General features: G+C 34.7%; 18 protein-coding genes and 2 tRNA genes. 11 read left to right on the forward strand and 9 right to left on the reverse strand.

Features of this window, described 5'->3' with window-relative positions; translation table 11 throughout:
- Positions 1 to 105 precede the first annotated feature (105 nt).
- Both guaB and trpS read right to left on the reverse strand, forming a co-directional pair.
- Positions 106 to 1,584, reverse strand: coding sequence for an IMP dehydrogenase (guaB, locus tag QEZ38_RS08785; protein ID WP_153224638.1), 1,479 nt, complete (start codon positions 1,582 to 1,584; stop codon positions 106 to 108).
- Positions 1,585 to 1,745: 161 nt separating this feature from the next.
- Entirely contained in the window at positions 1,746 to 2,771 is a 1,026-nt protein-coding gene (gene trpS / locus QEZ38_RS08790) for a tryptophan--tRNA ligase (RefSeq protein WP_001039667.1), read from the reverse strand.
- A 205-nt stretch (positions 2,772 to 2,976) separates the two neighbouring features.
- Between trpS and QEZ38_RS08795 the strand changes: the two genes are divergently transcribed.
- Together QEZ38_RS08795 and QEZ38_RS08800 are read left to right on the forward strand one after the other, a co-directional pair.
- Complete coding sequence (locus QEZ38_RS08795) at positions 2,977 to 4,599, forward strand: ATP-binding cassette domain-containing protein (RefSeq protein WP_045762408.1); 1,623 nt, start codon at positions 2,977 to 2,979, stop codon at positions 4,597 to 4,599.
- A 61-nt stretch (positions 4,600 to 4,660) separates the two neighbouring features.
- Positions 4,661 to 7,210, forward strand: a complete 2,550-nt coding sequence (locus QEZ38_RS08800) for a YfhO family protein (RefSeq protein WP_281335669.1) — start codon at positions 4,661 to 4,663, stop codon at positions 7,208 to 7,210.
- 31 nt (positions 7,211 to 7,241) lie between these two features.
- Here QEZ38_RS08800 and QEZ38_RS08805 read toward each other — a convergent pair whose 3' ends face one another.
- The gene (locus QEZ38_RS08805; protein ID WP_281335670.1) at positions 7,242 to 9,893 is read right to left on the reverse strand and encodes a YhgE/Pip family protein; all 2,652 of its coding nucleotides are present in this window, start codon (positions 9,891 to 9,893) and stop codon (positions 7,242 to 7,244) included.
- A 129-nt stretch (positions 9,894 to 10,022) separates the two neighbouring features.
- On the opposite strand from QEZ38_RS08805, the gene QEZ38_RS08810 reads away from it, so the two are divergent.
- Positions 10,023 to 10,565, forward strand: a complete 543-nt coding sequence (locus QEZ38_RS08810) for a TetR/AcrR family transcriptional regulator (protein ID WP_281335671.1) — start codon at positions 10,023 to 10,025, stop codon at positions 10,563 to 10,565.
- 217 nt (positions 10,566 to 10,782) lie between these two features.
- On the opposite strand, the gene QEZ38_RS08815 is transcribed toward QEZ38_RS08810, so the two are convergent.
- From QEZ38_RS08815 to rlmH, 6 genes are all read right to left on the reverse strand, one after another.
- Positions 10,783 to 10,856, reverse strand: a tRNA-Asn gene (locus QEZ38_RS08815).
- Positions 10,857 to 10,976: 120 nt separating this feature from the next.
- Positions 10,977 to 11,729 (reverse strand): competence system response regulator transcription factor ComE, encoded by a 753-nt coding sequence (comE, locus tag QEZ38_RS08820; protein WP_049530388.1) that lies wholly within the window; start codon positions 11,727 to 11,729, stop codon positions 10,977 to 10,979.
- Positions 11,726 to 13,045: a competence system sensor histidine kinase ComD gene (comD, locus tag QEZ38_RS08825; RefSeq protein WP_281335672.1), complete on the reverse strand. Its 1,320-nt coding sequence runs from the start codon at positions 13,043 to 13,045 to the stop codon at positions 11,726 to 11,728. Before comD ends, comE begins: the two co-directional genes overlap by 4 nt.
- Positions 13,046 to 13,075: 30 nt before the next feature.
- The gene (locus QEZ38_RS08830; RefSeq protein ID WP_281335673.1) at positions 13,076 to 13,201 is read right to left on the reverse strand and encodes a ComC/BlpC family leader-containing pheromone/bacteriocin; all 126 of its coding nucleotides are present in this window, start codon (positions 13,199 to 13,201) and stop codon (positions 13,076 to 13,078) included.
- 165 nt (positions 13,202 to 13,366) lie between these two features.
- Positions 13,367 to 13,440, reverse strand: a tRNA-Arg gene (locus QEZ38_RS08835).
- A 43-nt stretch (positions 13,441 to 13,483) separates the two neighbouring features.
- Positions 13,484 to 13,963: a 23S rRNA (pseudouridine(1915)-N(3))-methyltransferase RlmH gene (gene rlmH / locus QEZ38_RS08840; protein WP_281335674.1), complete on the reverse strand. Its 480-nt coding sequence runs from the start codon at positions 13,961 to 13,963 to the stop codon at positions 13,484 to 13,486.
- Positions 13,964 to 14,147: 184 nt separating this feature from the next.
- Here rlmH and htrA point away from each other — a divergent pair, with 184 nt between their 5' ends.
- The 8 genes from htrA (at position 14,148) to mfd (ending at position 24,618) form a co-directional block, all read left to right on the forward strand.
- The gene (gene htrA / locus QEZ38_RS08845; protein WP_281335675.1) at positions 14,148 to 15,332 is read left to right on the forward strand and encodes a serine protease HtrA; all 1,185 of its coding nucleotides are present in this window, start codon (positions 14,148 to 14,150) and stop codon (positions 15,330 to 15,332) included.
- A 56-nt stretch (positions 15,333 to 15,388) separates the two neighbouring features.
- Entirely contained in the window at positions 15,389 to 16,147 is a 759-nt protein-coding gene (locus QEZ38_RS08850; RefSeq protein WP_281335676.1) for a ParB/RepB/Spo0J family partition protein, read from the forward strand.
- A gap of 221 nt (positions 16,148 to 16,368) precedes the next feature.
- The gene (gene dnaA / locus QEZ38_RS08855) at positions 16,369 to 17,724 is read left to right on the forward strand and encodes a chromosomal replication initiator protein DnaA (RefSeq protein WP_281335677.1); all 1,356 of its coding nucleotides are present in this window, start codon (positions 16,369 to 16,371) and stop codon (positions 17,722 to 17,724) included.
- Positions 17,725 to 17,881: 157 nt separating this feature from the next.
- A complete protein-coding gene (gene dnaN / locus QEZ38_RS08860) occupies positions 17,882 to 19,018 on the forward strand; it encodes a DNA polymerase III subunit beta (RefSeq protein WP_281335678.1) in 1,137 nt (378 codons plus the stop codon).
- Between the two features lie 66 nt (positions 19,019 to 19,084).
- Positions 19,085 to 19,279: a DUF951 domain-containing protein gene (locus QEZ38_RS08865; RefSeq protein ID WP_000285188.1), complete on the forward strand. Its 195-nt coding sequence runs from the start codon at positions 19,085 to 19,087 to the stop codon at positions 19,277 to 19,279.
- Between the two features lie 85 nt (positions 19,280 to 19,364).
- Positions 19,365 to 20,480, forward strand: a complete 1,116-nt coding sequence (gene ychF, locus QEZ38_RS08870) for a redox-regulated ATPase YchF (protein WP_045762398.1) — start codon at positions 19,365 to 19,367, stop codon at positions 20,478 to 20,480.
- Positions 20,481 to 20,552: 72 nt separating this feature from the next.
- Positions 20,553 to 21,122 (forward strand): aminoacyl-tRNA hydrolase, encoded by a 570-nt coding sequence (pth, locus tag QEZ38_RS08875; RefSeq protein WP_281335679.1) that lies wholly within the window; start codon positions 20,553 to 20,555, stop codon positions 21,120 to 21,122.
- Positions 21,115 to 24,618: a transcription-repair coupling factor gene (mfd, locus tag QEZ38_RS08880; RefSeq protein ID WP_281335680.1), complete on the forward strand. Its 3,504-nt coding sequence runs from the start codon at positions 21,115 to 21,117 to the stop codon at positions 24,616 to 24,618. Before pth ends, mfd begins: the two co-directional genes overlap by 8 nt.
- The last annotated feature ends 1 nt before the right edge of the window (position 24,619 follow it).

Here is a 24,619-nt window from a genome sequence, read left to right on the forward strand (position 1 = left end):
CTTACCTCTATTATACGACTTTACACAAAGAAAAGCCCTTAGAAACTTGACTTCCAAGGACTTTGTCTTCAATCTGAAATCTCCTGTTTTACAGGAGATTTTTTATTACATTGAGTAGTTTGGTGCTTCATTTGTGATTTGCACATCGTGTGGATGGCTTTCTTTTAGACCAGCACCAGACATTTCGATAAATTGAGCATTATCATGCAATTCTTTAAGGTTAGCTGCACCACAGTACCCCATACCAGATCGGATACCACCAATCATTTGGAATACGATATCAGCTGCTGCTCCTTTGTAAGCAACACGACCTTCAATTCCTTCTGGAACCAGTTTGTTTGCTTCATTGACAGAACCTTGGAAGTAACGGTCGCTTGACCCCTTCTTCATAGCAGCAATTGAGCCCATACCGCGGTATGTCTTGAACTTACGTCCTTGGAAGATTTCAGTTTCACCTGGAGCTTCATCTGTTCCCGCGAACATTGAACCAAGCATTACTGCATTTCCACCAGCAGCAAGAGCTTTTACAATATCGCCAGAATACTTGATTCCACCATCAGCGATGATTGTTTTGCCATATTCACGCGCAACTGCTGCCGCATCATAGATAGCTGTAACTTGTGGAACTCCGACACCTGCAATAACACGAGTTGTACAGATTGAACCTGGTCCAATACCAACTTTAACAACGTCAACTCCTGCGTCATAAAGGGCACGCGCACCTTCAGCAGTAGCGATGTTCCCAGCAATCAGTGTACGGTCTGGGAAATGCGCACGGATTTCAGCGATTTTACGAAGAACACCCGCTGAGTGACCATGAGCAGTATCGATAACAATGGCATCAGCCCCTGCTTCAAAGAGGGCTTCAGCACGTTCAAATGTATCAGAAGTAACACCTACCGCACCAGCAACAAGAAGACGACCAAATTCATCTTTTGCAGCATTTGGAAATTCAATTACTTTTTCAATATCTTTGATTGTGATCAAGCCAGAAAGACGACCTTTTTCATCAACCAGTGGAAGTTTTTCAATACGGTGTTCTTGAAGAATGCTCTCAGCAGTTTTTAAGTCTGTACCAACTGGAGCAGTAACCAAGTTTTCACTGGTCATGTGTTTTGAAATTGGTTGGTTGTAGTCAGAAATAAAGCGAAGATCTCGATTGGTCAATATACCAATTAACTTACGGTTTTCGAGAGTTTCTACCACTGGAACACCACTGATACGGTAACGTCCCATGAGTTCGTCTGCTTCTGCAATTGTATGCTCTGGAGTCAAGAAAAATGGATCGATAATAACACCATTCTCAGAACGTTTTACCTTACGAACTTCATCTGCCTGTTGTTCAATAGACATGTTTTTATGGATAACTCCAAGACCACCTGCTCGCGCGATAGCAATGGCCATCTGGCTCTCAGTTACAGTATCCATAGCTGCTGTAATAATTGGGATATTTAAAGTCAAATTATCTGCCAATTTTGTAGTTAAATCCGCATCATTAGGCAATACATGACTCTCTGCTGGAATAAGCAATACATCATCAAAGGTAAAACCTTTTTTCAAAAATTTAGTGTCCCAATTAGACATTGAAGTTTCCTCTTTTCTTTCTTTTTGAGCTTGACGCTTTTTGTATTGTATCTATCATACCATTCTATGAAAATTTGTCAATTATATTGATAATAGATAATATAAAAAACTATCCCTTTAATTTTAAAGAAGAGATAGTTTTAGAGTTCGTATTTTATCTATTAATGAAAGTAATTTAGACCCATTGCTGATTTTACTTCTGATAGCGTTTGGCCAGCAACTTCTCGAGCTTTTTCACTACCTTTTTGTAACATATTATACACTTCACCCATATCTTTAGCATATTCTAGGCGACGTTCACGGATTGGACCAAGTTCACGTTCTAGGATTTCAAGTAGATACCGTTTTGTCTTAACATCACCTAGACCTCCACGTTGATAATGCTCTTTCATGTCAGCAATTTCTTGAGCATCTTCAGGACGTCCGAATACGTCTAAGTAATGGAAAACCATATTTCCTTCAATCTTACCTGGATCCTCAACACGAATGTGATCTGGATCTGTATACATACTCATTACTTTCTTACGCAAAGTATCTGCATCATCTGACAAGTAGATACCATTATTAAGCGATTTAGACATTTTGGCATTTCCATCAAGACCAGGTAAGCGACCTGCTCCTTCATTTTCAGGATAGATCCCTTCTGGCTCTACCAAAACATCACAATTGTAGGCATGGTTGAATGAACGCACAATCTCACGCGTTTGTTCAATCATCGGTTTTTGGTCTGTACCTACAGGAACATAGTTAGCCTTAAAAGCTGTGATATCTGCTGCTTGAGCAATTGGATAAACTAAAAATCCAGTTGGAATACTTTCTCCAAATCCTTTCTGAGCAATTTCTGTCTTTACAGTAGGATTACGCTCCAGACGAGCCAAAGACACTAGATTCATGTAATACATAGAAAGCTCTGCCAATTCTGGAATCTGGCTTTGAATGAAAATCGTTGATTTGTTAGGATCCAATCCCACTGCAAGATAGTCCAAAGCAACATTCCCAATAGACTCTACAATTGTTTGTGGATCTTTTGCATGGTCAGTTAAGGCTTGCTGGTCAGCCAAAAAAACAAACATGTCATATTTATCTTCTTGCTGTAATAAGACACGATTTTTTAAACTACCAACGTAGTGCCCAATATGTAATTTACCCGTTGGACGATCTCCTGTTAAAATAATGGGTTTATTCATCTTATTCTCCTTTGATATGGTCCTTTCAATTATAGCATTTTTTTGATAAAAAGACAGATAATTTTTTTATCAAATAATTACGATTTCAACTCCTCAACCGTAAACTATCTGTAAACATGCTTTACAAATAATTGACAGAGAAAAATTTGAATATTTGCTGATTTTCTAGTAGAATTAGAGTATTACATATAATAGGAGAAAAAAATTGCTAACAGTATCTGATGTTTCACTACGTTTTAGTGATCGCAAACTTTTTGATGAGGTCAACATCAAATTTACAGAAGGAAACACCTATGGTTTAATTGGTGCTAACGGTGCAGGTAAATCAACATTTTTAAAAATCTTAGCTGGTGATATCGAACCTACAACTGGTCATGTTTCTCTTGGACCTGATGAACGTCTTTCTGTACTTCGTCAAAATCACTTTGACTATGAGGATGAACGTGTTATTGATGTTGTTATCATGGGTAATGAAAAACTATACAACATCATGAAAGAAAAAGATGCTATCTATATGAAAGCAGACTTTACTGATGAAGATGGAGTTCGTGCAGCTGAGCTTGAAGGAGAATTTGCTGAACTAGGTGGTTGGGAAGCTGAGAGTGAGGCTTCACAACTCTTGCAAAACTTGAATATCCCTGAAGATCTTCACTACCAAAATATGAGTGAACTAGCAAATGGAGATAAAGTGAAAGTTCTCCTTGCTAAAGCCTTGTTTGGTAAACCAGATGTTCTTCTTCTAGACGAGCCAACCAACGGTCTTGATATCCAATCTATTACTTGGTTAGAAGATTTCTTGATTGACTTTGATAACACCGTTATTGTCGTATCCCATGACCGTCACTTCTTAAACAAAGTATGTACTCACATGGCCGACCTTGACTTTGGAAAAATCAAACTCTATGTCGGAAACTACGATTTCTGGAAAGAATCTTCTGAGCTTGCTGCTAAATTGCTAGCAGACCGTAATGCAAAAGCAGAAGAAAAAATTAAACAACTCCAAGAATTCGTTGCTCGATTCTCTGCTAATGCTTCTAAATCAAGACAAGCAACATCACGTAAAAAAATGCTTGATAAGATTGAACTTGAAGAAATTGTGCCATCTAGTCGTAAATATCCATTTATCAACTTTAAAGCTGAACGAGAAATCGGTAACGATCTCTTGACAGTAGAAAATCTATCTGTCAAGATTGATGGCGAAACTATTCTTGACAACATAAGCTTTATCTTGCGTCCAGGTGACAAGACAGCTCTTATCGGACAAAACGATATCCAAACAACTGCTCTCATCCGTGCTATTATGGGGGATATCGACTATGAAGGAACTGTCAAGTGGGGAGTTACAACTAGTCGTTCTTACTTACCAAAAGACAATTCAGCTGATTTTGCTGGAGGTGAATCTATTCTTGACTGGTTGCGCCAATTTGCAAGTAAAGAAGAAGATGACAATACCTTCTTGCGTGGTTTCCTTGGTCGTATGCTCTTCTCTGGAGATGAGGTTAACAAACCTGTAAATGTCTTGTCAGGGGGAGAAAAAGTGCGCGTGATGCTATCGAAACTCATGCTTTTGAAATCAAATGTTCTAGTACTTGACGATCCTACTAATCACCTAGATTTGGAATCTATTTCAAGTTTGAACGATGGATTGAAAAACTTCAAAGAATCTATCATCTTTGCCAGCCATGACCATGAATTCATTCAAACATTGGCTAACCACATTATTGTCCTATCTAAAAATGGTGTAATCGACCGTATCGATGAAACCTATGATGAATTCTTAGAAAATGCTGAAGTACAAGCAAAAGTTAAAGAACTTTGGAAAGACTAAATAATACTTTAAAACTCAGTTGGATTAACCAACTGAGTTTTCTATCATTCTATGAGGTAACATGAAAACATTTTTTAGAAACTATTGGACCTATTTTATTTCTTTCATCATTCCCCTAGTGATTATGTTCGGAGTCTATCTTTCTCAAGGTATCTACTGGAATAGTGATACTTCACCTTTATTAGGGGATGGATTTCATCAATATGTTATTTTTGATCTTAATCTTCGTAATATTTTACATGGGAGTGATAGTCTATTTTATACTTTTACCAGTGGTCTAGGTCTCAATTTTTATGCCTTGTCCAGTTATTATCTTGGTAGTTTTCTATCTCCTCTTGTTTATTTTTTTGAGGTATCAAGGATGCCAGACGCAGTTTATCTTTCAACCTTGTTGAAATTTGGCTTGATAGGTCTGTCAACCTTTTTTAGCTTGAGTATAATATTCAAAAATCTATCAGCCCCACTCAGATTATCTTTATCTACCTCATATGCTTTAATGAGCTTTACAGTTAGTCAACTTGAGATTAAAACCTGGTTAGATGTTTTTATTTTAATTCCCTTAATTTTAACTGGTTTACATCTACTCATAACGGAAAAAAAACGTATTCTATACTTTACAAGTTTGTCAATCTTATTTATCCAAAACTACTATTTTGGTTATATGACTGCCCTGTTTTTGGTAGTTTGGTATTTTTGCCAACTTTCCTGGGATTTTAAAAGTCGCAAGTATTCTTTCCTTGATTTTTTCCTAACATCCTTACTCGCTGGTTTAACAAGTTTCATCATGACACTCCCAACCTTTTTTGATTTAAGAACTCATGGTGAAAAACTAACCGCTATTACAAAAATAAAAACAGATGCCAGTTGGTATCTAGATCTGTTTGCTAAACAATTTATTGGTGCTTTCGATACAACTAAATATGGTTCTATCCCAATGATTTTTGTAGGCCTCCTTCCTTTTATCTTAACAATTGTATTCTTTACATTAAAATCAATTAAGTTTCACGTGAAACTATGCTATGCAACTCTACTCATTATCATCATTGCGAGTTTTTATCTAGAAGCCTTAGATCTATTTTGGCAAGGAATGCACGCGCCAAATATGTTTCTTCATCGCTATGCGTGGATTTTCTCTACTCTTTTGATTTATATATCTGCTGAAGTTTTAGATAGATTTAAAGATATCAAATTATGGAATATTTTATTCTCAATGACCTTCCTTTTATTTGGCTATCTGGCAACCATTTATTTTAAAAATCATTATTCGTTTTTAACTAAATTAAATATACTCTTAACACTTGAATTCTTAGTGGTATATTTACTGTTATTATTAGCACTTATTAAAAAACTGATTTCTCCAAAAATCTTTTCAATTCTTATTTTGATCTTTACAATAAGTGAAATTAGTTTTAATGCTTCATCTCAACTAAATGGAATTACGAAAGAATGGGGATTTGCTTCTCGTAGTACCTATGATAAAGATATTCCAAGTATGGAAGCTATTTTGGAGTATACCAAACAGCAACCAGATACATTTACACGAACTGAAAAGTTACAAACTCAAACTGGAAACGATAGCATGAAATTTAACTACAATGGCATCTCACAATTTTCATCTGTTCGTAATCGTTCTGCAAGTACAACGTTAGATAAGTTGGGTTTTAAATCTTCAGGTACCAACCTTAATCTTCGTTATGCAAATAATACTATCATTGCAGATAGTTTATTTGGAATCAGCTACAATATTTCTGAAACCTATCCAGATAAATATGGTTTTCATCCAAGCTATCAAAAAGATAATCTAACCCTTTATAAAAATCAATTCGCTCTCCCAATTGCTTTTGCTACACAGTCTCTTTACAAAGATGTCACTTTTAATGACCATACTCTTGACAACCAAACTCAATTTTTAAATCAAATTGCTGGCTTAAATGAAGAGTACTTTTATCCGATAAATCATCATACAGATTCTGGTGACAACGTGGTCAATCTAAACGGAACTGATACTGAAGATGCAACTATCAGCTACAGTATTGAAGTACCTGATAATAGTCAGGTTTACCTTTCCATGACCAAGCTAAATTTTTCAAACGATAAGAAAAAGCAAGTTGACATCATTGTCAATGGTGAAAAAAAATCCTTTGCCACAGATAATGTTTTTACATTTTTTAATCTTGGATATGCAGAACATAAACAAACTTTTGATATCCAGGTTAAGTTTCCAGGAAATGCTCAAGTATCGTTTGAGTCTCCAACTTTCTATCGCTTAGATACTAAGAAATATACGGAGGCAATTAGCAAAATAAAAGAAAATCCAGTAGAAGTGAGTTCTTATAAAAATAAAGTCAATGTAAATTATAAGGTAAAGAATGAAACATCGATCTTTTTCACCATTCCATACGATCAAGGTTGGTCTGCTTATCAAAATGGTAAAAAATTACAAATGCAACAGGCACAAACTGGATTTATGAAAATTGATGTTCCTGAAGGTGAAGGAACTATTACCCTTTCCTTTATTCCAAAAGGATTTGTTGCTGGTGCAATTTGTTCTCTTATAGCCATTATTGTCTTTATTTTTTATGATATTCAAAGAAAAAAATATTCTAGATAAAAAAACAATCGACCGAATTAGTCGATTGTTTTTAGTCTTCTTCAGCTTTTTTAGGTTGATAGGCTAGCATTCCTAAAGCAACAAAAATCATTACTGTAAAGATAAGGAAAATAATCTGACTATGAATATTACCTGTCATAGAAATGGTTTGTCGAAGACCTGAAACTGAATAACTCATAGGTAACCATGGATTAATAGTTTTAAAGAATTGATTCGTCAAAGCTAAAGGATAAGTTCCTGCACTTGATGCTAATTGAAGGAGTAATAAAATTAAGGAGAAGAAGGCGCCTAGGCGAGAATTCCAGGTTGTCAATGCTGTTACCATCGCCATGAAAGCAAGACTAGTTAAAATAATCAAAGCAAAGGTTTTGAATTCGTGAACTGCAGTAAGTCCAATTAAATGTACTCCACCATAAACTAATACTCCTGCCAAACCAGCAATGATACCGTTAATTTCAAAGCGAGACTTAAACCAAGCCCAGCGACTTTCTGGATGGCGCCCAGAAGGCAATTTAGCAAAAATCATATTAGTAGAAATAGCCGCAACAAAGAGAGCAACTGATATCATATACGGAGCCATAGCAATCCCATTAACAGCAACTTGATCCGTATCAGTTTTTGAAAGACTTAAAGGATCAGCCAGTAAGTCTGCATTTGTTGGTTCAGTTGAAGCCTGTTGCAATTGCCCCTCAGCCTCTGTCAAACCTTGATTTAATTGACTTGAACCATCACTTAATTTTCCAAGTCCTGATTGTAAAATTTCAGATCCTTGAGCAAGTTTATCTGCTCCACTAGCTATTTTTTCAGAACCATTAGCTAGTTGATTTGCTCCTGAAACTAGCTGGTCTGATTTATCAGCTAATTGTTGAGAACCCGCTTGTAATTGATTAAATCCAGCAGTTAAATCTGATGTTTTATTATTTACTTGGTTGACACCTGATGCAAGTTTATCAATTCCTGTTGCTAATTCTGGTGCATTCTCTGCTAACTTAGCAGTAGCACCTGTTAATGTAGAAGATTTTTCTGTCAACTGACTAGAGCCTTGTAGCAACTTATTGAAACTTCCTGTCAAGTTCGAATTTTTCGAACTCAACTGACTTGCTCCTAAAGCTACTTGGTCTACAGATTTTGTATAGCTGTCAATGCCAGATAGAGTTTGACTAGCTGGCAATAATTGACCATCAATTGCTGTCTGTACTTGTGTTAATCCACTTGACAAACTTGTCAAGGTAGCAGTAGTAGTTGGCAACAATTTCGCTGAACTTGTTTTTAAGCGACTAAGGCTATTTGCTTGATTATTTACATTCTCTAAAGAAGATTGTAACGTTTGAACTGTAGTTAAAATTGTTCGTGCTGACTCACTAGTAGAAGATGATTGATTAGAAACCACAGAAGTTATCTCTGCCTGTTGGTCAGGAGTTAAGCTTTGATAAGCACTCGTAGATTGAATAGCTGATAAAGTAGTTTCTTTTTCAGATTGATTTGAAGTAACGATGCTTTGTGCTGAATTTGCAATCGTTGATAGACTACTAGAAAACTGGTTTGTTAACTCTGTTATTTCTCCTGTGTCTGACGTTTGAATAGCATGATTCAATTGCTCTAAGCCAGAAACTAATTGATGAATCTGATCTCTTTGTTGAGTTGATAAACTTAATTGACTAGACAGTTCTTGAATTCCTTGATTAAGTTGGGTAAGTCCTGTACGCAAGGTCTCTGATTGTTTAGAAATCTGATTTGCACCTGATGATAGACTTTGAACTCTATTTGTATAAGTATCAATACCAAGTGAAAATTGATTTAATCCTGAATTAAGTTGAGAAACACCACCTGTATAGGCTTGTGTGCCTGAATCAAGTTGAGTCAATCCTGATACCAGTGCCGGTGTCTGTGAATTCAGTTGGTTTAATCCATTGTCGATTTGTGAAATAGCGCTGGTATATTGATTTAAACCAGTATTAAAATTACCAAGACCAAGATTTAACTGATTTACACCAGCTGTATAGCTTCCTAAACCTGTAGATAATTGATCAGCACCATTAGAAAATGTGAAACTCGATTGAGCTAAGGTTTGAAGATTGGTTGTTAAGGTTTGACTCCCATCCGAAAGTTGATTCGAACCATCAGACAACTGTAAACTTGCATTTGCAGCTTGAGATAAACCAAGTTTTAAATCTCCCATCTTATCAAATAAAGCTTTGGTATAAGATTGAGTAACATTAGTAGCCACAGTCTGTTTGATTTGTGTCATGGCAGAATCACTCATCTTGCTAGCAATAAAACTATGACCACTTGATGTCTGATAGTCAATCGTCATCTGTTCAGGATGATTTGTAAGGATAGAAGAAGCTTTCTCAGAAAGATTACTTGGCAACGTTACAACCATGTAATAATCTCCATCCCGCAGTCCTCTTTCTCCCTCACCTTCATCTACAAAATGAAAATCCAGACTATTACTATTTTTTAAATTAGACACCATGTCTTCACCAATAGTGAGTTTTTCATCATTATAAGTAGCAGCTTGGTCCTTATTAACAATTGCTACAGGTAACTCCGAAAGTTTACCGTATGGATCCCACATTGATGATAAGAAAATGATATTGTAAAGAGCTGGAATTAAGGAAATTCCTATCATGACAATAATAAATGTCGGTTTTTTAAAGATTGCTTTCCATTCTTTAAACATATTGTCTCCTTTTTTAAACTACTTGTCTAAATTTTTGATATAATAGATTATACATAAAAAAAATAAAAAGACAATATAAAACAATCTAATTTTAAACACATTGTCTAAAAATGTTCATATGGAGGGAACATGCAAGAAAGTAATAAACGATTAAAAACCAAGCGCATTATCGAAAATGCCATGGTCGAATTATTGATGGAACAACCTTTCGACCAGATTACGACTGTTAAATTAGCTCAAAAAGCTGGGATTAGCCGATCAAGTTTCTATACTCATTACAAAGATAAATACGATATGATTGAACATTACCAGAGTAAACTATTTCATACCTTCGAATATATCTTTCAAAAACATGCTAATCACAAACGAGATGCTATTCTAGAAGTATTTGAATACTTGGAATCAGAACCGCTTCTAGCAGCTCTTTTATCTGAAAATGGAACCAAGGAAATTCAAAATTTCCTGCGAAATAAGCTTCACATCCTACTGAGCACGGACCTTCAAAAACGTTTTATGCAACTCAAACTAAATGAAATAGAATTAGAATACAGTAGAGTCTACTTAACAAATGCTCTCTTTGGAGTCTGTCAAACCTGGATTGCCCACGGAAAAAAAGAAAGTCCACAAGAAATCACGGACTTTTTAATGAAAATGTTAGGGGATACAAATTAATAAAAAGCTCTATAATAGTTATAGGAAATCAAACCCCTATGGATATTATGGAGCCTATTTTGTTGTTCTTATTAGGCTAATACTAATACAATACAATTTCCTTAGTTTTATTTTCGGACACAAATCATTCTCTCTCAATATGTTAGATATGCCTCCCCTCATTATATCGGACAAAGAATCAAAAAAGGAACACCAAATTAGTGTTCCTTTCATCTGACTCCGCCAGTAGGACTCGAACCTACGACATCATGATTAACAGTCATGCGCTACTACCAACTGAGCTATGGCGGATTAAATAGTCCGTACGGAATTCGAACCCGTGTTACCGCTATGAAAAGACGATTTCTTAACCAACGGACCCTCTACCTGTAGCAGATATAACCATTATATCAATTTATCAAAAATTGTCAATTACTTTTTTTGGTTTTTAGCCATTAGTTCTCTCAATTTTTTAGTTTTTAGGCGAGAGATAGGACAACGATGATCTTCATAAAATACAACTTCCATTTTTTTACGATCAATTTCTCTCACATTACCGATATTGACTAAAAATGACTTGTGAGCTAGATAAAAACGTTGGGTTTCCTTATCCTTTTCTTGAATATCTGTCATTGTTCCATAGAATTCTTTGGCAAAATTCTTACCAACAATTCGTAATTTGTGAGAAGTTCCCGTTGTTTCAATGTAGAGAATATCATGATAAGGAATACAAAGATCATTTCCTTTGTAACTATAATCAAAATAATCAACGACTGATTGGTTTTCAAGTAAAGTAGTCTTAGTGTAAAGCACACAGTCGGCAACTCTATTTTTAAAAACTTGATCACTGGTTTCTTTATCAATGAAATCCAATGCTGAAACTTTGTATTTATAAGTCAAAGTAGCAAATTCAGATCGACTTGTAATAAAAACAATAATAGCATAAGGATTACGATGACGAATAAATTGAGCAACCTCAAATCCTTTTCTCTCAATCCCATTGATATCAATATCTAGAAAATAAAGCTGATTGACTTCATCATGCTCTACATATTCCATAAACTCTCTTACTTTTCCTGTTGTTTTATAGGAGATAGGAATATTTGTTTCCTTAGAAATTTTATTTAGAGTTGTTTCCAACCTTACTTGGTGTTCTATAATATCTTCTAAAATCAATACTTTCATATCAGTTCCCTCTTAAATCTAATTACTTGTTTAAATACATCATTATCAATTTCTGTTTCTAAAATAACATTGTCATATTTTCCTAAAATTTCTTTAACATTATTAAGTCCAAGTCCTCTATGTCTTCCTTTAGTTGAAAATCCTAATTCAAATAAATCTTCGGATTTTACCTTTCTTTTTTTACAAGAGTTTTGGATGACAACTAAGGTTTCAAGATCCAACTTGATGATAGCTACCTCTAGTTGTTTCTGATAGCTTTCAACTGCTCCCTCAACGGCATTATTGAGCAGAACACTCATCACGCGCACCAAATCTAACAATTCCATAGACAAAGGTGTAATAATATCTTTTACCTCTAATGTATACTCTACATCATTAGTTTTCGCATTGACAATAGATTGAGCAATCAAACTACGAAGTGCTGAATCCTCAATATTGTTCAAATCGAAATAGGTATACTTGTCTGAACGTAATTTTTGATTTGCTTTGACAAGAACTTCACTGTAAACTCTATCAATCTCTTGTAAATCTTTACTTTCAATCGCCATTCTTAAGCTGATAAGCATGCCTGTATAATCATGACGAAAACCACGAATTTCATTATATAAAGTAACAATCTCATCCGTGTAAGTTTGTAAATGTTTTTGCTCAAACTTCTTTTGTTCCAATTCAATCTCTTTTTCTATCTGAACTTTGTGAGAATTCATGGAGAAAAAAATCAAAAGTAGACAAACAAAAACAATGGAAGATAAAATACTTCCAAAACTATTTAAACTGGGAAAAGTACTCACAATATCTGAAATAAATAAGAGGATATGTAAGGTGAAGAAAGCAACTAGCATATTTTTTAAAAATGGATAGAGGTAGTCTTTATCAAAATAGGTCATTTCCAAGTGGAAATAAGTAATGATTTTTTTAATTGTAAAATAAGTTAATGATAAAACTACAAAAAAGAAGAGTTCTTCATGATGTAGTGCTAATTGATCTCCTGTTATAGATGATAAAGTTACAGATATAAATGTATGGCTACTATTATATAGTAATGACAGTAGTATACTGATAAATCCTGCTTGATACTTATCGTATTTTTTAAAAATTTTTAGATATGCGTAGAGAAAAATCGGAAATAAAAATTTTTCAAATCCTAATCCAGATAAGGAAATAAAATCAAAGCAAAATTCAGCTAAAAGTTGGAATAAAAATAGATAAATTCCAAACCAATATCTTTCTTTTCTTGCTATCTTACAAATTATTCCATAACTAATTGTTAGAATATAGATATGAAGAAAAATTGTTCCTAATATAACTAAATTCATTATAGCTCCCTATCTTACCACTATTTTATATTATTTTGAAAATAATTTTTTTACAATATAAGGTAATCTTATATCACCACCTCTGATTTCCTGCAGTTCTTTTTCGTTCAATTCTTGGAAATCTTTCATTTGAGCAAAATCTGTATTCTTTTTCATAATATAAACTCCTATAATGTTTTTCTTGTAAATTAACTTACAAAAATATTATATAAAATCTACGATTCCTATAGAAAATTATCTCTCAAATGCTCAAATTTTATTCTGAAATGTCAAATTTTTACAAAAAAAGCTGGGATTTTTTCCCAGCTTACGATTTAACACTGATCCCAGCAGGATTCGAACCTGCGACCGTTCGCTTAGAAGGCGAATGCTCTATCCAGCTGAGCTATGAGACCTTACTAATCTATCTTATCAAAAAAAGCTAGCTTAGTCAATCATCTATTTATGATAGGGAGAGCCCTGTTGAATCGAAAACGCTCTATAAATTTGTTCTACTAAGACTAATCTCATTAGTTGATGAGGAAGCGTCAATCTCCCAAAACTAACAGAGAGATTGGCTCTTTTTTTCACCTCTGAAGATAGTCCTAAACTCCCACCGATGATAAAAGTGATTGTCGAAAATCCATTGATAGAAGCCCTTTCAAGCTGCTTACTGAACTCTTCAGAAGAAAAAGTTGTTCCTTCAATAGCTAAAACAACTACAAAATCACGTTCCCCTACTTTAGCAAGAATGCGGTTCCCTTCCAACTCCAAAATCTTTTGATTTTCAGATTCGCTGGCCCGATCTGGTGTTTTTTCATCAGCCAACTCAATCATTTCTAGATTAGCAAATCGTGAAATTCTCTTGGAGTATTCTGCTATGCCATCTTTGAGATATTTTTCTTTCAGTTTTCCAACTGTTACCACTTTTATTTTCATTCTTCTATTCTAACATATTCACACTCAATTTCACATCTTATTCACAGAGAAGATTTTGAAAAAATTCAATAAATTCACAGGTTTTTGAAAGTTATCCACAAGTTGTGAAAAACTTTTTGTTTTTAAGCTTGGATTAAGCTAGCTATTTTATACTTTCATTGATTAAAAAAACATGGAGGCTTCTATGAAAAACTTACAAACTAGTTCCAAAAAATGGGGACAACTTTTAGTAGTCATTCTCATTAGCTTTTTTAGTGGTGTTTTAGGTAGTTTTACGACATTGCAACTAAGTCAAAAACAAAACACTAGTCCAACAAATACCACCACTGTCAGCAAAACAGCTGTAAAAAATGAAAACTCAACTACACAGGCAGTCGATAAAGTTAAAGATGCTGTGGTATCTGTCATTACTTACTCTGCAAACTCCCAAAATAGTTTATTTGGATCTGCAGAAACTGATACAGATACAAATACTGAGCAAGTTTCTAGCGAAGGTTCTGGAGTTATTTATAAAAAAGAAGGTAACTTTGCTTATCTCGTAACCAATACTCACGTTATCAGTGGAGCTAAAAAAGTGGATATTCGTTTAGCTGACGGAACCAAAGTTCCAGGTGAAATTGTTGGTTCTGATACTTATTCTGACATTGCAGTTGTAAAAATTACTGCAGATAAGGTGACTACCGTAGCTGAATTTGGAGATTCTGATCAACTAACAGTCGGAGAGACTGCCATTGCAATCGGAAGCCCTCTAGGTTCTGAGTACGCCAATACCGTTACACAGGGTATCGTGTCAAGTTTAAATAGAAATGTTTCTTTAAAATCTGAAGATGGACAAGCTATCTCTACAAAGGCTATCCAAACAGATACAGCCATCAACCCTGGAAACTCTGGCGGTCCCTTAATCAATATTCAGGGACAAGTAATCGGAATTACATCTAGTAAAATAGCCACAAACGGTGGAACTTCTGTGGAAGGACTTGGATTTGCGATTCCTTCAAACGATGCCATCAATATTATCAATCAATTGGAAAAGAATGGAAAAGTCACTCGACCAGCCTTGGGCATTCAAATGGTCAACCTTTCAAATCTTAGTAGCACTGATTTACAAAGATTGAATGTACCATCAAGTGTCACTGCAGGAGTAGTTGTTCGTTCTGTTATAACTAGTATGCCTGCCAATGGACATCTACAACAATATGACGTCATTACAAAAGTAGATGATAAAGCTATTTCTTCAACTACTGAATTACAAAGTGCTCTATATAGTCATTCTATCGGAGATAGCATGACCATTACATACTACCGTAATGGCAAGGAAGAAACAACTACCATTAAATTAGATAAGAGTACTAGTGATTTGGAACAATAGTTTACAGATATGTAAAGTTGCTTTACAGAATATCTAAGTTGTGTTAATGTAGAATTATGGAAGAATTTAAAATTGTTCAAATAAAAGATATTCAAAAAAATCCCTATCAACCTCGTAAGGAATTTTCAGAAGAAAAAATTCAAGAACTGGCACAATCTATTAAGGAAAACGGCTTGATTCAGCCTATTATCGTTAGAAAATCTCCAGTACTTGGATATGAAATTCTAGCTGGAGAAAGACGGTATCGCGCTTCAATAGCTGCTGGACTTTCAGAAGTTCCAGTCATTGTTAAGCAACTTTCTGATCAAGATATGATGCTTCATTCTATCATTGAGAATCTCCAACGAGAAAATTTAAATCCTATCGAGGAAGCTAAAGCATATCAATCCTTAATTGATAAAGGTTTTACCCACACAGAAATTGCTGAAAAAATGGGAAAATCTCGACCTTATATTACAAACCTAGTTCGATTGTTAGGGCTACCTAAACATATCCTGATAGAGGTTGAAAGTGGAAAACTTTCCCAAGCTCATGCTAGACTCCTCATTCAATTATCAAGCGACAGACAAGATACACTCTTGCATCGCATTCAAACTGAAAATCTCTCTGTTCGACAAGTTGAACAAATACTACAAAAAACGAATAAGAGCAGCAGAAAAGAAAAAGACCACTTTGTCAAAGAGGAAGAGCAAAAATTGAAAAAAATACTCGGATTAGATGTTCAGATTAGCCTTCAAAAAAAAGATAGCGGTAAAATTTCAATTTCCTTCCATAATCAAGATGAATATCAACAATTTATTAACAGCCTGAAATAAGGCTGTTATTTTAGTATTCTTAACGAACATAGTTATCCACTGCATTTTAGTTTTTAAAAGCCCAGTATTTCAGAAATTTTCTTAGTTATCCACATTTTGTGGATAACATTTAAAAACATTGTTAATTGTTTTCCACAAGTTGTGGAAAAATAATCTTATCTATGGTAAAATGATTCTATCAATAAACCTTTTAAATTCTATAGTAAAGGAGGAGGAAATCATTGAAGGAAAAACAATTTTGGAATCGTCTTTTAGAACTTGCACATGATAAATTAACTCAGTCAGTTTATGATTTCTATATTTTAGACGCAAAACTGGTTAAAGTTGAAGAGAATACTGCAACGATTTTCTTACCCCGCGATGAAATGCAGATATTCTGGGAACGAAATATCAATGGAATGCTTTTAGCAGCAGGTTTTGAAATCTATGATACTGAAATAAAAGCTCATTATATCTTCACGAAAGTTGAAGAAGCTAGCTCACAAGTAGCTTTCGAGTCTGAACCTGGCAACGATTATCAACCAATTCCATCCACTATTCCATATTCTGAAACTGGACTCAAGGAAAAGTATACTTTCGATAATTTTGTTCAAGGGGATGGTAATGTTTGGGCTAAGTCTGCTGCTTTGGCTGTTTCTGAAGATCCTGGATTAACTTACAATCCTCTATTTATCTACGGAGGTCCTGGACTTGGAAAAACTCACCTATTAAATGCCCTTGGGAATGAAATTCTGAAAAAGAGCCCAAATGCGCGTGTAAAATACATACCTGCTGAAAGTTTCATTAATGAATTCCTAGAGCATTTGAGACTCAATGATATGGAAAAATTCAAGAAAACTTACCGTAGTTTAGACCTCCTACTCATTGATGATATTCAATCACTTAGTGGAAAGAAGGTACAAACTCAGGAAGAGTTTTTCAATACATTTAACGCCCTTCACAATAATAATAAACAGATTGTTTTGACGAGTGACCGTAGACCTGAACATTTAGAGAGTCTGCCTGAACGTCTGGTCACGCGCTTCTCGTGGGGATTAACGACAGATATCACACCACCTGATTTTGAAACACGTATTGCTATTTTACAGAGTAAGACTGAACATCTCAACTATCATTTTCAGAATGATACACTCGAATATTTGGCTGGACAATTTGACTCTAACGTGCGAGAACTCGAGGGAGCACTCAACGATATCAGCCTAATGGCCAAAGTCAAAAAGATTAACGATATCACAGTTGATATTGCAGCTGAAGCTATTCGTGCTCGTAAACAAGATGTTAGCAAAATGATTGTAATTCCAATTGATAAAATCCAGACAGAAGTTGGAAACTTCTATGGTGTTAGTGTCAAGGAAATGAAAGGAACTAGACGTGTTCAAAATATCGTTTTAGCCCGTCAAGTTGCCATGTATCTAGCCAGAGAAATGACTGATAATAGCCTTCCTAAGATTGGAAAAGAGTTTGGTGGTAAAGACCACACAACTGTCATTCACGCTCATGGAAAAATCAAATCCATGCTTGAAACAGATGATAATTTACGTATAGAAATTGAAAACATCAAAAAGAAAATTAAATAACTTGTGGATAACTTTTAAAAAAATCTCTTATTTATCCACATTTTTTAAACAAGGCTCTGTCCTTGAGTTTTCTTGATTACAAGTGTTTTTCCACAGATTTCACACGCTCTATTATTACTATTATCCTTCTAATAATAAAAAGAATAAAGGAGAATCCATGATTCATTTTTCAATTAATAAAAACTTATTTTTACAAGCCTTAAATACAACAAAGAGAGCTATTAGCTCAAAGAATGCAATTCCTATTTTATCGACTGTAAAAATTGATGTTACCAATGAAGGAATTACCTTGATTGGATCAAATGGTCAAATCTCAATCGAAAATTTTATCTCGCAAAAAAATGAAAATGCAGGTCTCTTGATTAACTCTTTAGGTTCAGTTCTACTGGAAGCTTCTTTCTTTATCAATGTTGTTTCAAGTCTTCCAGATGTAACACTTGATTTTAAAGAGATTGAGCAAAAGCAAATTGTCTTAACTAGTGGAAAATCAGAGATTACTCTTAAAGGAAAAGATAGCGAGCAATATCCACGTATTCAGGAAATTTCTGCAAGCAATCCTTTAGTTCTTGAAACAAAACTTCTTAAAAAGATTATCAATGAAACAGCTTTTGCAGCTAGTACCCAAGAAAGCCGTCCTATTTTGACAGGTGTCCACTTTGTTTTAAGCAACCATAAAGAATTAAAAACAGTTGCGACAGATTCTCACCGTCTCAGTCAGAAGAAATTGACACTTGAAAAAAATAGCGATGATTTTGATGTTGTCATCCCAAGTCGTTCGCTACGCGAATTTTCAGCTGTTTTTACGGATGATATCGAAACAGTAGAGATTTTCTTCGCCAATAATCAAATTCTCTTTAGAAGTGAAAATATTAGCTTTTACACACGTCTCTTAGAAGGAAATTATCCAGATACCGATCGATTGATTCCAACAGATTTTAATACAACAGTGACTTTTGATGTTGCTAAACTACGCCAGTCTATGGAACGTGCTCGCCTCTTATCAAGTGCGACACAAAATGGTACTGTTAAATTAGAAATCAAAGAAGGAGTTGTAAGTGCTCATGTTCACTCTCCAGAAGTAGGGAAAGTAAACGAAGAAATTGATACTGAAAATGTAAGTGGTGCTGATTTGACAATTAGTTTCAACCCAACTTATTTGATTGAAGCACTAAAAGCTTTGAATAGCGAAAAAGTTACAATCAGCTTTATTTCAGCAGTTCGTCCATTTACTCTGGTTCCAGCTGATACAGATGAAGAGTTCATGCAGCTAATTACACCAGTTCGCACAAATTAATGGAAAGAGGTTGAGCCTAGCTCGCCTCTTTTATGATATAATCAAAAATAGAAAAGGAGATTAACCATGTATCAAGTTGGAAATTTTGTTGAAATGAAAAAACCACACGCTTGTACAATCAAATCAACAGGTAAAAAAGCCAATCGTTGGGAAATTACCCGTGTTGGAGCTGATATCAAAATAAAATGTAGCAATTGTGATCATGTGGTCATGATGAGTCGCTATGATTTTGAAAGAAAAATGAACAAAATCATCGACTAGGAACCCCATAGTAAGAGGGTTAGCAAGTTTTCCCTTTTTGTGTTATAATATTGAAGATTGAAATGTGAACGGAGAATGAGAAACTATGGCTTTAACAGCAGGTATTGTAGGTTTACCAAACGTTGGTAAATCAACCCTATTTAATGCAATTACAAAAGCAGGAGCAGAGGCTGCAAACTATCCTTTTGCGACCATTGATCCAAACGTTGGAATGGTAGAAGTTCCAGATGAACGCCTCCAAAAATTGACGGAAATGATTACTCCTAAAAAGACAGTTCCAACAACCTTTGAATTTACAGATATTGCAGGGATTGTAAAAGGAGCATCAAGAGGAGAAGGTCTTGGAAATAAATTCTTGGCCAACATCCGTGAAGTTGATGCGATTGTTCATGTGGTTCGTGCCTTTGATGATGAAAATGTCATGCGTGAGCAAGGCCGTGAAGATGCCTTTGTGGATCCGCTAGCAGATATTGATACCATTAACCTAGAGTTGATTCTTGCTGATTTAGAATCAGTCAATAAACGCTATGCGCGTGTAGAAAAAATGGCGCGTACGCAAAAAGATAAGGAATCAGTTGCAGAATTTAACGTTCTCCAAAAGATTAAACCTGTTCTTGAAGATGGTAAGTCAGCTCGTACCATTGAATTTACAGATGAAGAGCAAAAAGTAGTTAAAGGCCTTTTCCTTTTGACCACGAAACCAGTTCTTTATGTAGCAAATGTTGATGAGGATGTGGTTGGAGATCCAGAATCTATCGATTATGTGAAACAAATTCGTGAATTCGCAGCAACAGAAAATGCAGAAGTAGTAGTCATTTCTGCGCGTGCTGAAGAAGAAATTTCTGAGTTAGACGATGAAGATAAAAAAGAGTTTCTTGAAGCCATTGGTTTGACAGAATCAGGTGTGGATAAGTTGACTCGTGCAGCATATCATTTGTTAGGACTTGGAACTTACTTCACAGCCGGTGAAAAAGAAGTTCGTGCTTGGACCTTTAAACGTGGCATGAAAGCTCCTCAGGCAGCTGGTATCATCCACTCTGACTTTGAAAAAGGTTTTATTCGTGCAGTGACTATGTCTTATGACGATTTAGTAAAATACGGCTCTGAAAAGGCTGTAAAAGAAGCAGGACGTTTGCGTGAAGAAGGAAAAGAATATGTCGTGCAAGATGGCGATATTATGGAATTCCGCTTTAACGTTTAATCAGTATTTAAAATAATGTCAATTAGGTTGGAAAAAAATTCCAACCCTTTTGGCTTTTGAAAGGAAATTTAAATGACAAAATTACTTGTAGGATTGGGAAATCCAGGAGATAAATATTTTGAAACTAAACATAATGTTGGCTTTATGCTGATTGACCAACTAGCAAAAAAACAGAATGTTACCTTTACACACGATAAGATATTCCAAGCTGAATTAGCTTCATTTTTCCTTAATGGGGAAAAAATTTATCTGGTGAAACCGACGACTTTTATGAATGAAAGTGGAAAAGCTGTTCATGCATTGTTAACTTATTATGGTTTAGATATTGAAGATTTACTGATCATTTACGATGACCTTGACATGGAAGTCGGAAAAATTCGTCTTCGTGCTAAAGGATCAGCTGGTGGTCATAATGGAATTAAGTCGATTATTCAACATATTGGTACACAGGTTTTCAATCGTGTAAAGATTGGTATTGGTAGACCTAAAAAAGGAATGTCTGTTGTTCACCATGTTTTGACTAAGTTTGATCAGGAAGATTATATCGGTATTTTACAGTCAATTGACAAGGTTGACGATGCTGTAAATTATTATTTACAAGAAAAAAACTTTGAAAAGACGATGCAGAAATATAATGGATAAGGAAATGGCATTAATCGATTTCTTTTTAGAGAATAAACAAATTCTATCTTGGCATGAGAACTTACCACAGAAACAAAGACAATTATTGCTAGGACTTTCTGGATCAGCAAAATCGTTAGCGATTGCTAGTAGTCTGAAGAGTCAGGATAAGGTTTTAGTGATGACTTCCACATATGGAGAGGCTGAGCGTCTGATTAATGATCTAATCTCCATATTAGGTTCGGATCTGGTTTATCCATTTCTAGTAGATGATTCACCAATGGTTGAATTTTTGGTATCATCTCAGGAAAAGATTTTTTCTCGGGTTGAAGCTTTGCGGTTTCTAAGAAATGAGTCTCAAAGAGGGATTTTAGTTTGTAACGTCGCAGCTAGTCGAGTATTCTTGCCGAATCCTCAAGTTTTTGATGATAGTATCTTAGAACTTCAAGTGGGGCAAGAATGCGAACAAAGAGAATTAAAAAATCACTTGATTTCTCTTGGTTATAAGAAAGTTACACAAGTTCAAAGTCAGGGAGAATTTAGCCTTCGTGGAGATATTCTAGATATATTTGAAACCTCTCAAATTTGTCCTTATCGGATTGAATTTTTCGGTGATGAGATTGATGGCATTAGAGAATTTGATACTGAAACTCAATTATCAAAAGATAGTAAAACTCAAGTACTAATCTATCCAGCTAGTGATATTTTATTAACGAATGAAGATTATCATCGTGGTCAGAAATTTTTAGAACATGAGATTGATAAGGCACTTTCTCCAACTTTAAAGTCTTACCTAGAAGAAGTTTTTAGTTGTACGAAAGAGCAAGTTCTTCATGCAGATATTCGCAAGTTTTTGTCTGTATTTTATAAAAAACAGTGGACCTTGATAGACTATTTGAATCAAGTTCCTGTTATATTTGATGATTTTCAAAAAATCATGAACCAGTACGATGCTTTTGATAAGGAAACAGCTAGCTACTTTACAGATGATTTACATAATAGTAAAGCAGTATCAAGTTTACAATATTTTGCTGATGTAGAAAGTCAATTTAAAAAATATGTACCAGCGACTTTCTTTTCAAATTTTCAAAAAGGGCTTGGAAATTTGAAATTTAATAATCTGTACCAGTTCAATCAATATCCTATGCAGGAGTTCTTTAATCAGTTTTCTTTTCTGAAAGAAGAAATTGAACGTTACAAAAAATTAAAGTATACGATTGTTCTTCAATCAAGTAGCAAAACTGAACTAAAGAAACTGTCAACGATCCTTGATGAATACGATATTAAAGTTGATAATAGCAATGAAAGTGAAATCTGTAAAGGAACTGTCAATCTTATTGAAGGAAATCTGCGACATGGGTTTCATTTTGTAGATGAGAATCTTGTATTTATTACTGAATATGAAATTTTTAAAAAGAAGATTAAACGCAAGTATCGAAGACAAAATATCAGTAACGCTGAACGATTAAAGGATTATAATGAACTCCAAAAAGGAGACTATGTTGTTCATCAAATCCATGGTATTGGTCAATATTTAGGGATCGAAACGATTGAAATCAAAGGGATTCATAGAGACTATGTAAGTGTTCTATATCAAAATGGAGACCGTATTTCTATCCCTGTGGAGCAGATACAGACTCTTTCTAAGTATGTTTCTAGTGATGGTAAGGCTCCAAAGTTAAACAAATTAAACGATGGACGTTTTAAAAAAGCGAAGCAAAAAGTAAAGAGTCAAGTTGAAGATATTGCAGATGATTTAATTAAGTTATATGCAGAGAGAAGTCAACTTAAAGGTTTTGCATTTTCAAAAGATGATGAAGATCAAGTTGCTTTTGACGAAGCATTCCCATATGTAGAAACTGAGGACCAACTTAGAAGTATCGAAGAGATTAAGAAAGATATGCAGGCTTCTCAACCGATGGACCGACTTTTAGTTGGAGATGTGGGTTTTGGTAAGACAGAAGTAGCAATGCGAGCTGCGTTTAAGGCTGTCAATGATCATAAACAGGTTGTCGTTTTAGTGCCAACAACCGTTCTTGCTCAGCAACATTACAGTAATTTTAAGGAAAGATTTGAACAATTTGCTGTCAACGTAGATGTTTTGAGTCGTTTCAGAAGTAAAAAAGAACAGACTGAAACACTTGAGAAGTTAAAAAAAGGTCAAGTAGACATCTTGATAGGGACCCATAGAGTCTTGTCTAAAGATGTTGAGTTTGCTGATTTGGGGTTGATGATTATTGATGAAGAGCAACGTTTTGGTGTTAAGCATAAGGAAGCTTTGAAGGAATTAAAAAAGAAGGTTGATGTCTTAACTTTGACAGCGACACCAATTCCTCGAACTCTTCATATGTCTATGCTAGGTATCCGAGATTTATCAGTCATAGAGACTCCTCCAACAAATCGATATCCTGTTCAAACCTACGTACTTGAACAGAATGATCGTATCATTCGTGATGCTGTATTGAGAGAAATGGATCGTGGTGGTCAAGTTTACTATCTTTACAATAAAGTTGACACGATTGAAAAGAAGGTTTCAGAGTTACAAGAACTTATTCCAGAAGCTTCTATTGGATTTGTCCATGGTCAAATGAGTGAAATTCGCTTAGAAAATACACTTCTTGATTTCATTGAAGGACAATATGATATTTTAGTAACTACAACAATCATCGAGACAGGAGTAGATATTCCAAATGCTAATACCTTGTTTATAGAAAATGCAGATCATATGGGATTGTCAACCTTGTATCAATTAAGAGGTCGTGTTGGTCGTAGTAATCGAATTGCTTATGCTTATCTCATGTATCGTCCAGATAAAACTTTGACAGAAGTTTCTGAGAAAAGATTAGATGCCATCAAAGGTTTTACTGAACTAGGTTCTGGTTTCAAAATAGCTATGCGTGATTTATCCATTCGTGGAGCTGGAAATCTATTAGGAAGCTCTCAGTCTGGATTTATCGATTCTGTTGGTTTTGAGTTGTACTCTCAGTTGTTAGAAGAAGCAATAGCTAAGAAAAATGGAACTGACAAAAAACGTGAAAAAGGAAATGCTGAGTTAATTCTACAAATCGATGCCTATCTTCCAGATGAGTATATTTCAGATGAACGACATAAAATTGAAATTTACAAGAGAATTCGTCAGATTGATAACCGTGTCAACTATGAGGGATTACAAGATGAGTTGATCGATCGTTTTGGAGAATATCCAGATGTCGTTGCTTACCTTTTAGAAATTGGATTAGCTAAAGCATATCTTGATAAAGTATTTGTCAATCGTGTAGAAAGAAAGGTTAATAAGCTGGTCATTCAGTTTGAAAAAATATCGCAACAATTATTTTTAACACAAGATTATTTCCAGGCTCTTTCTCAGACAAGTTTGAAGGCAAATATTTCAGAAAATCAAGGTTTAATCGAAGTTGTTTTTGATATTCGTAATAAAAAGGATTATGAGATTTTAGAAGGTCTTTTAACTTTTGGAGAATCATTAGCAAACATAAAAGATTCAAAAGAGTCGAATTAGG

This window comes from Streptococcus taonis, from assembly GCF_029948085.1.
Classification (GTDB): Bacteria; Bacillota; Bacilli; order Lactobacillales; family Streptococcaceae; genus Streptococcus; species Streptococcus taonis.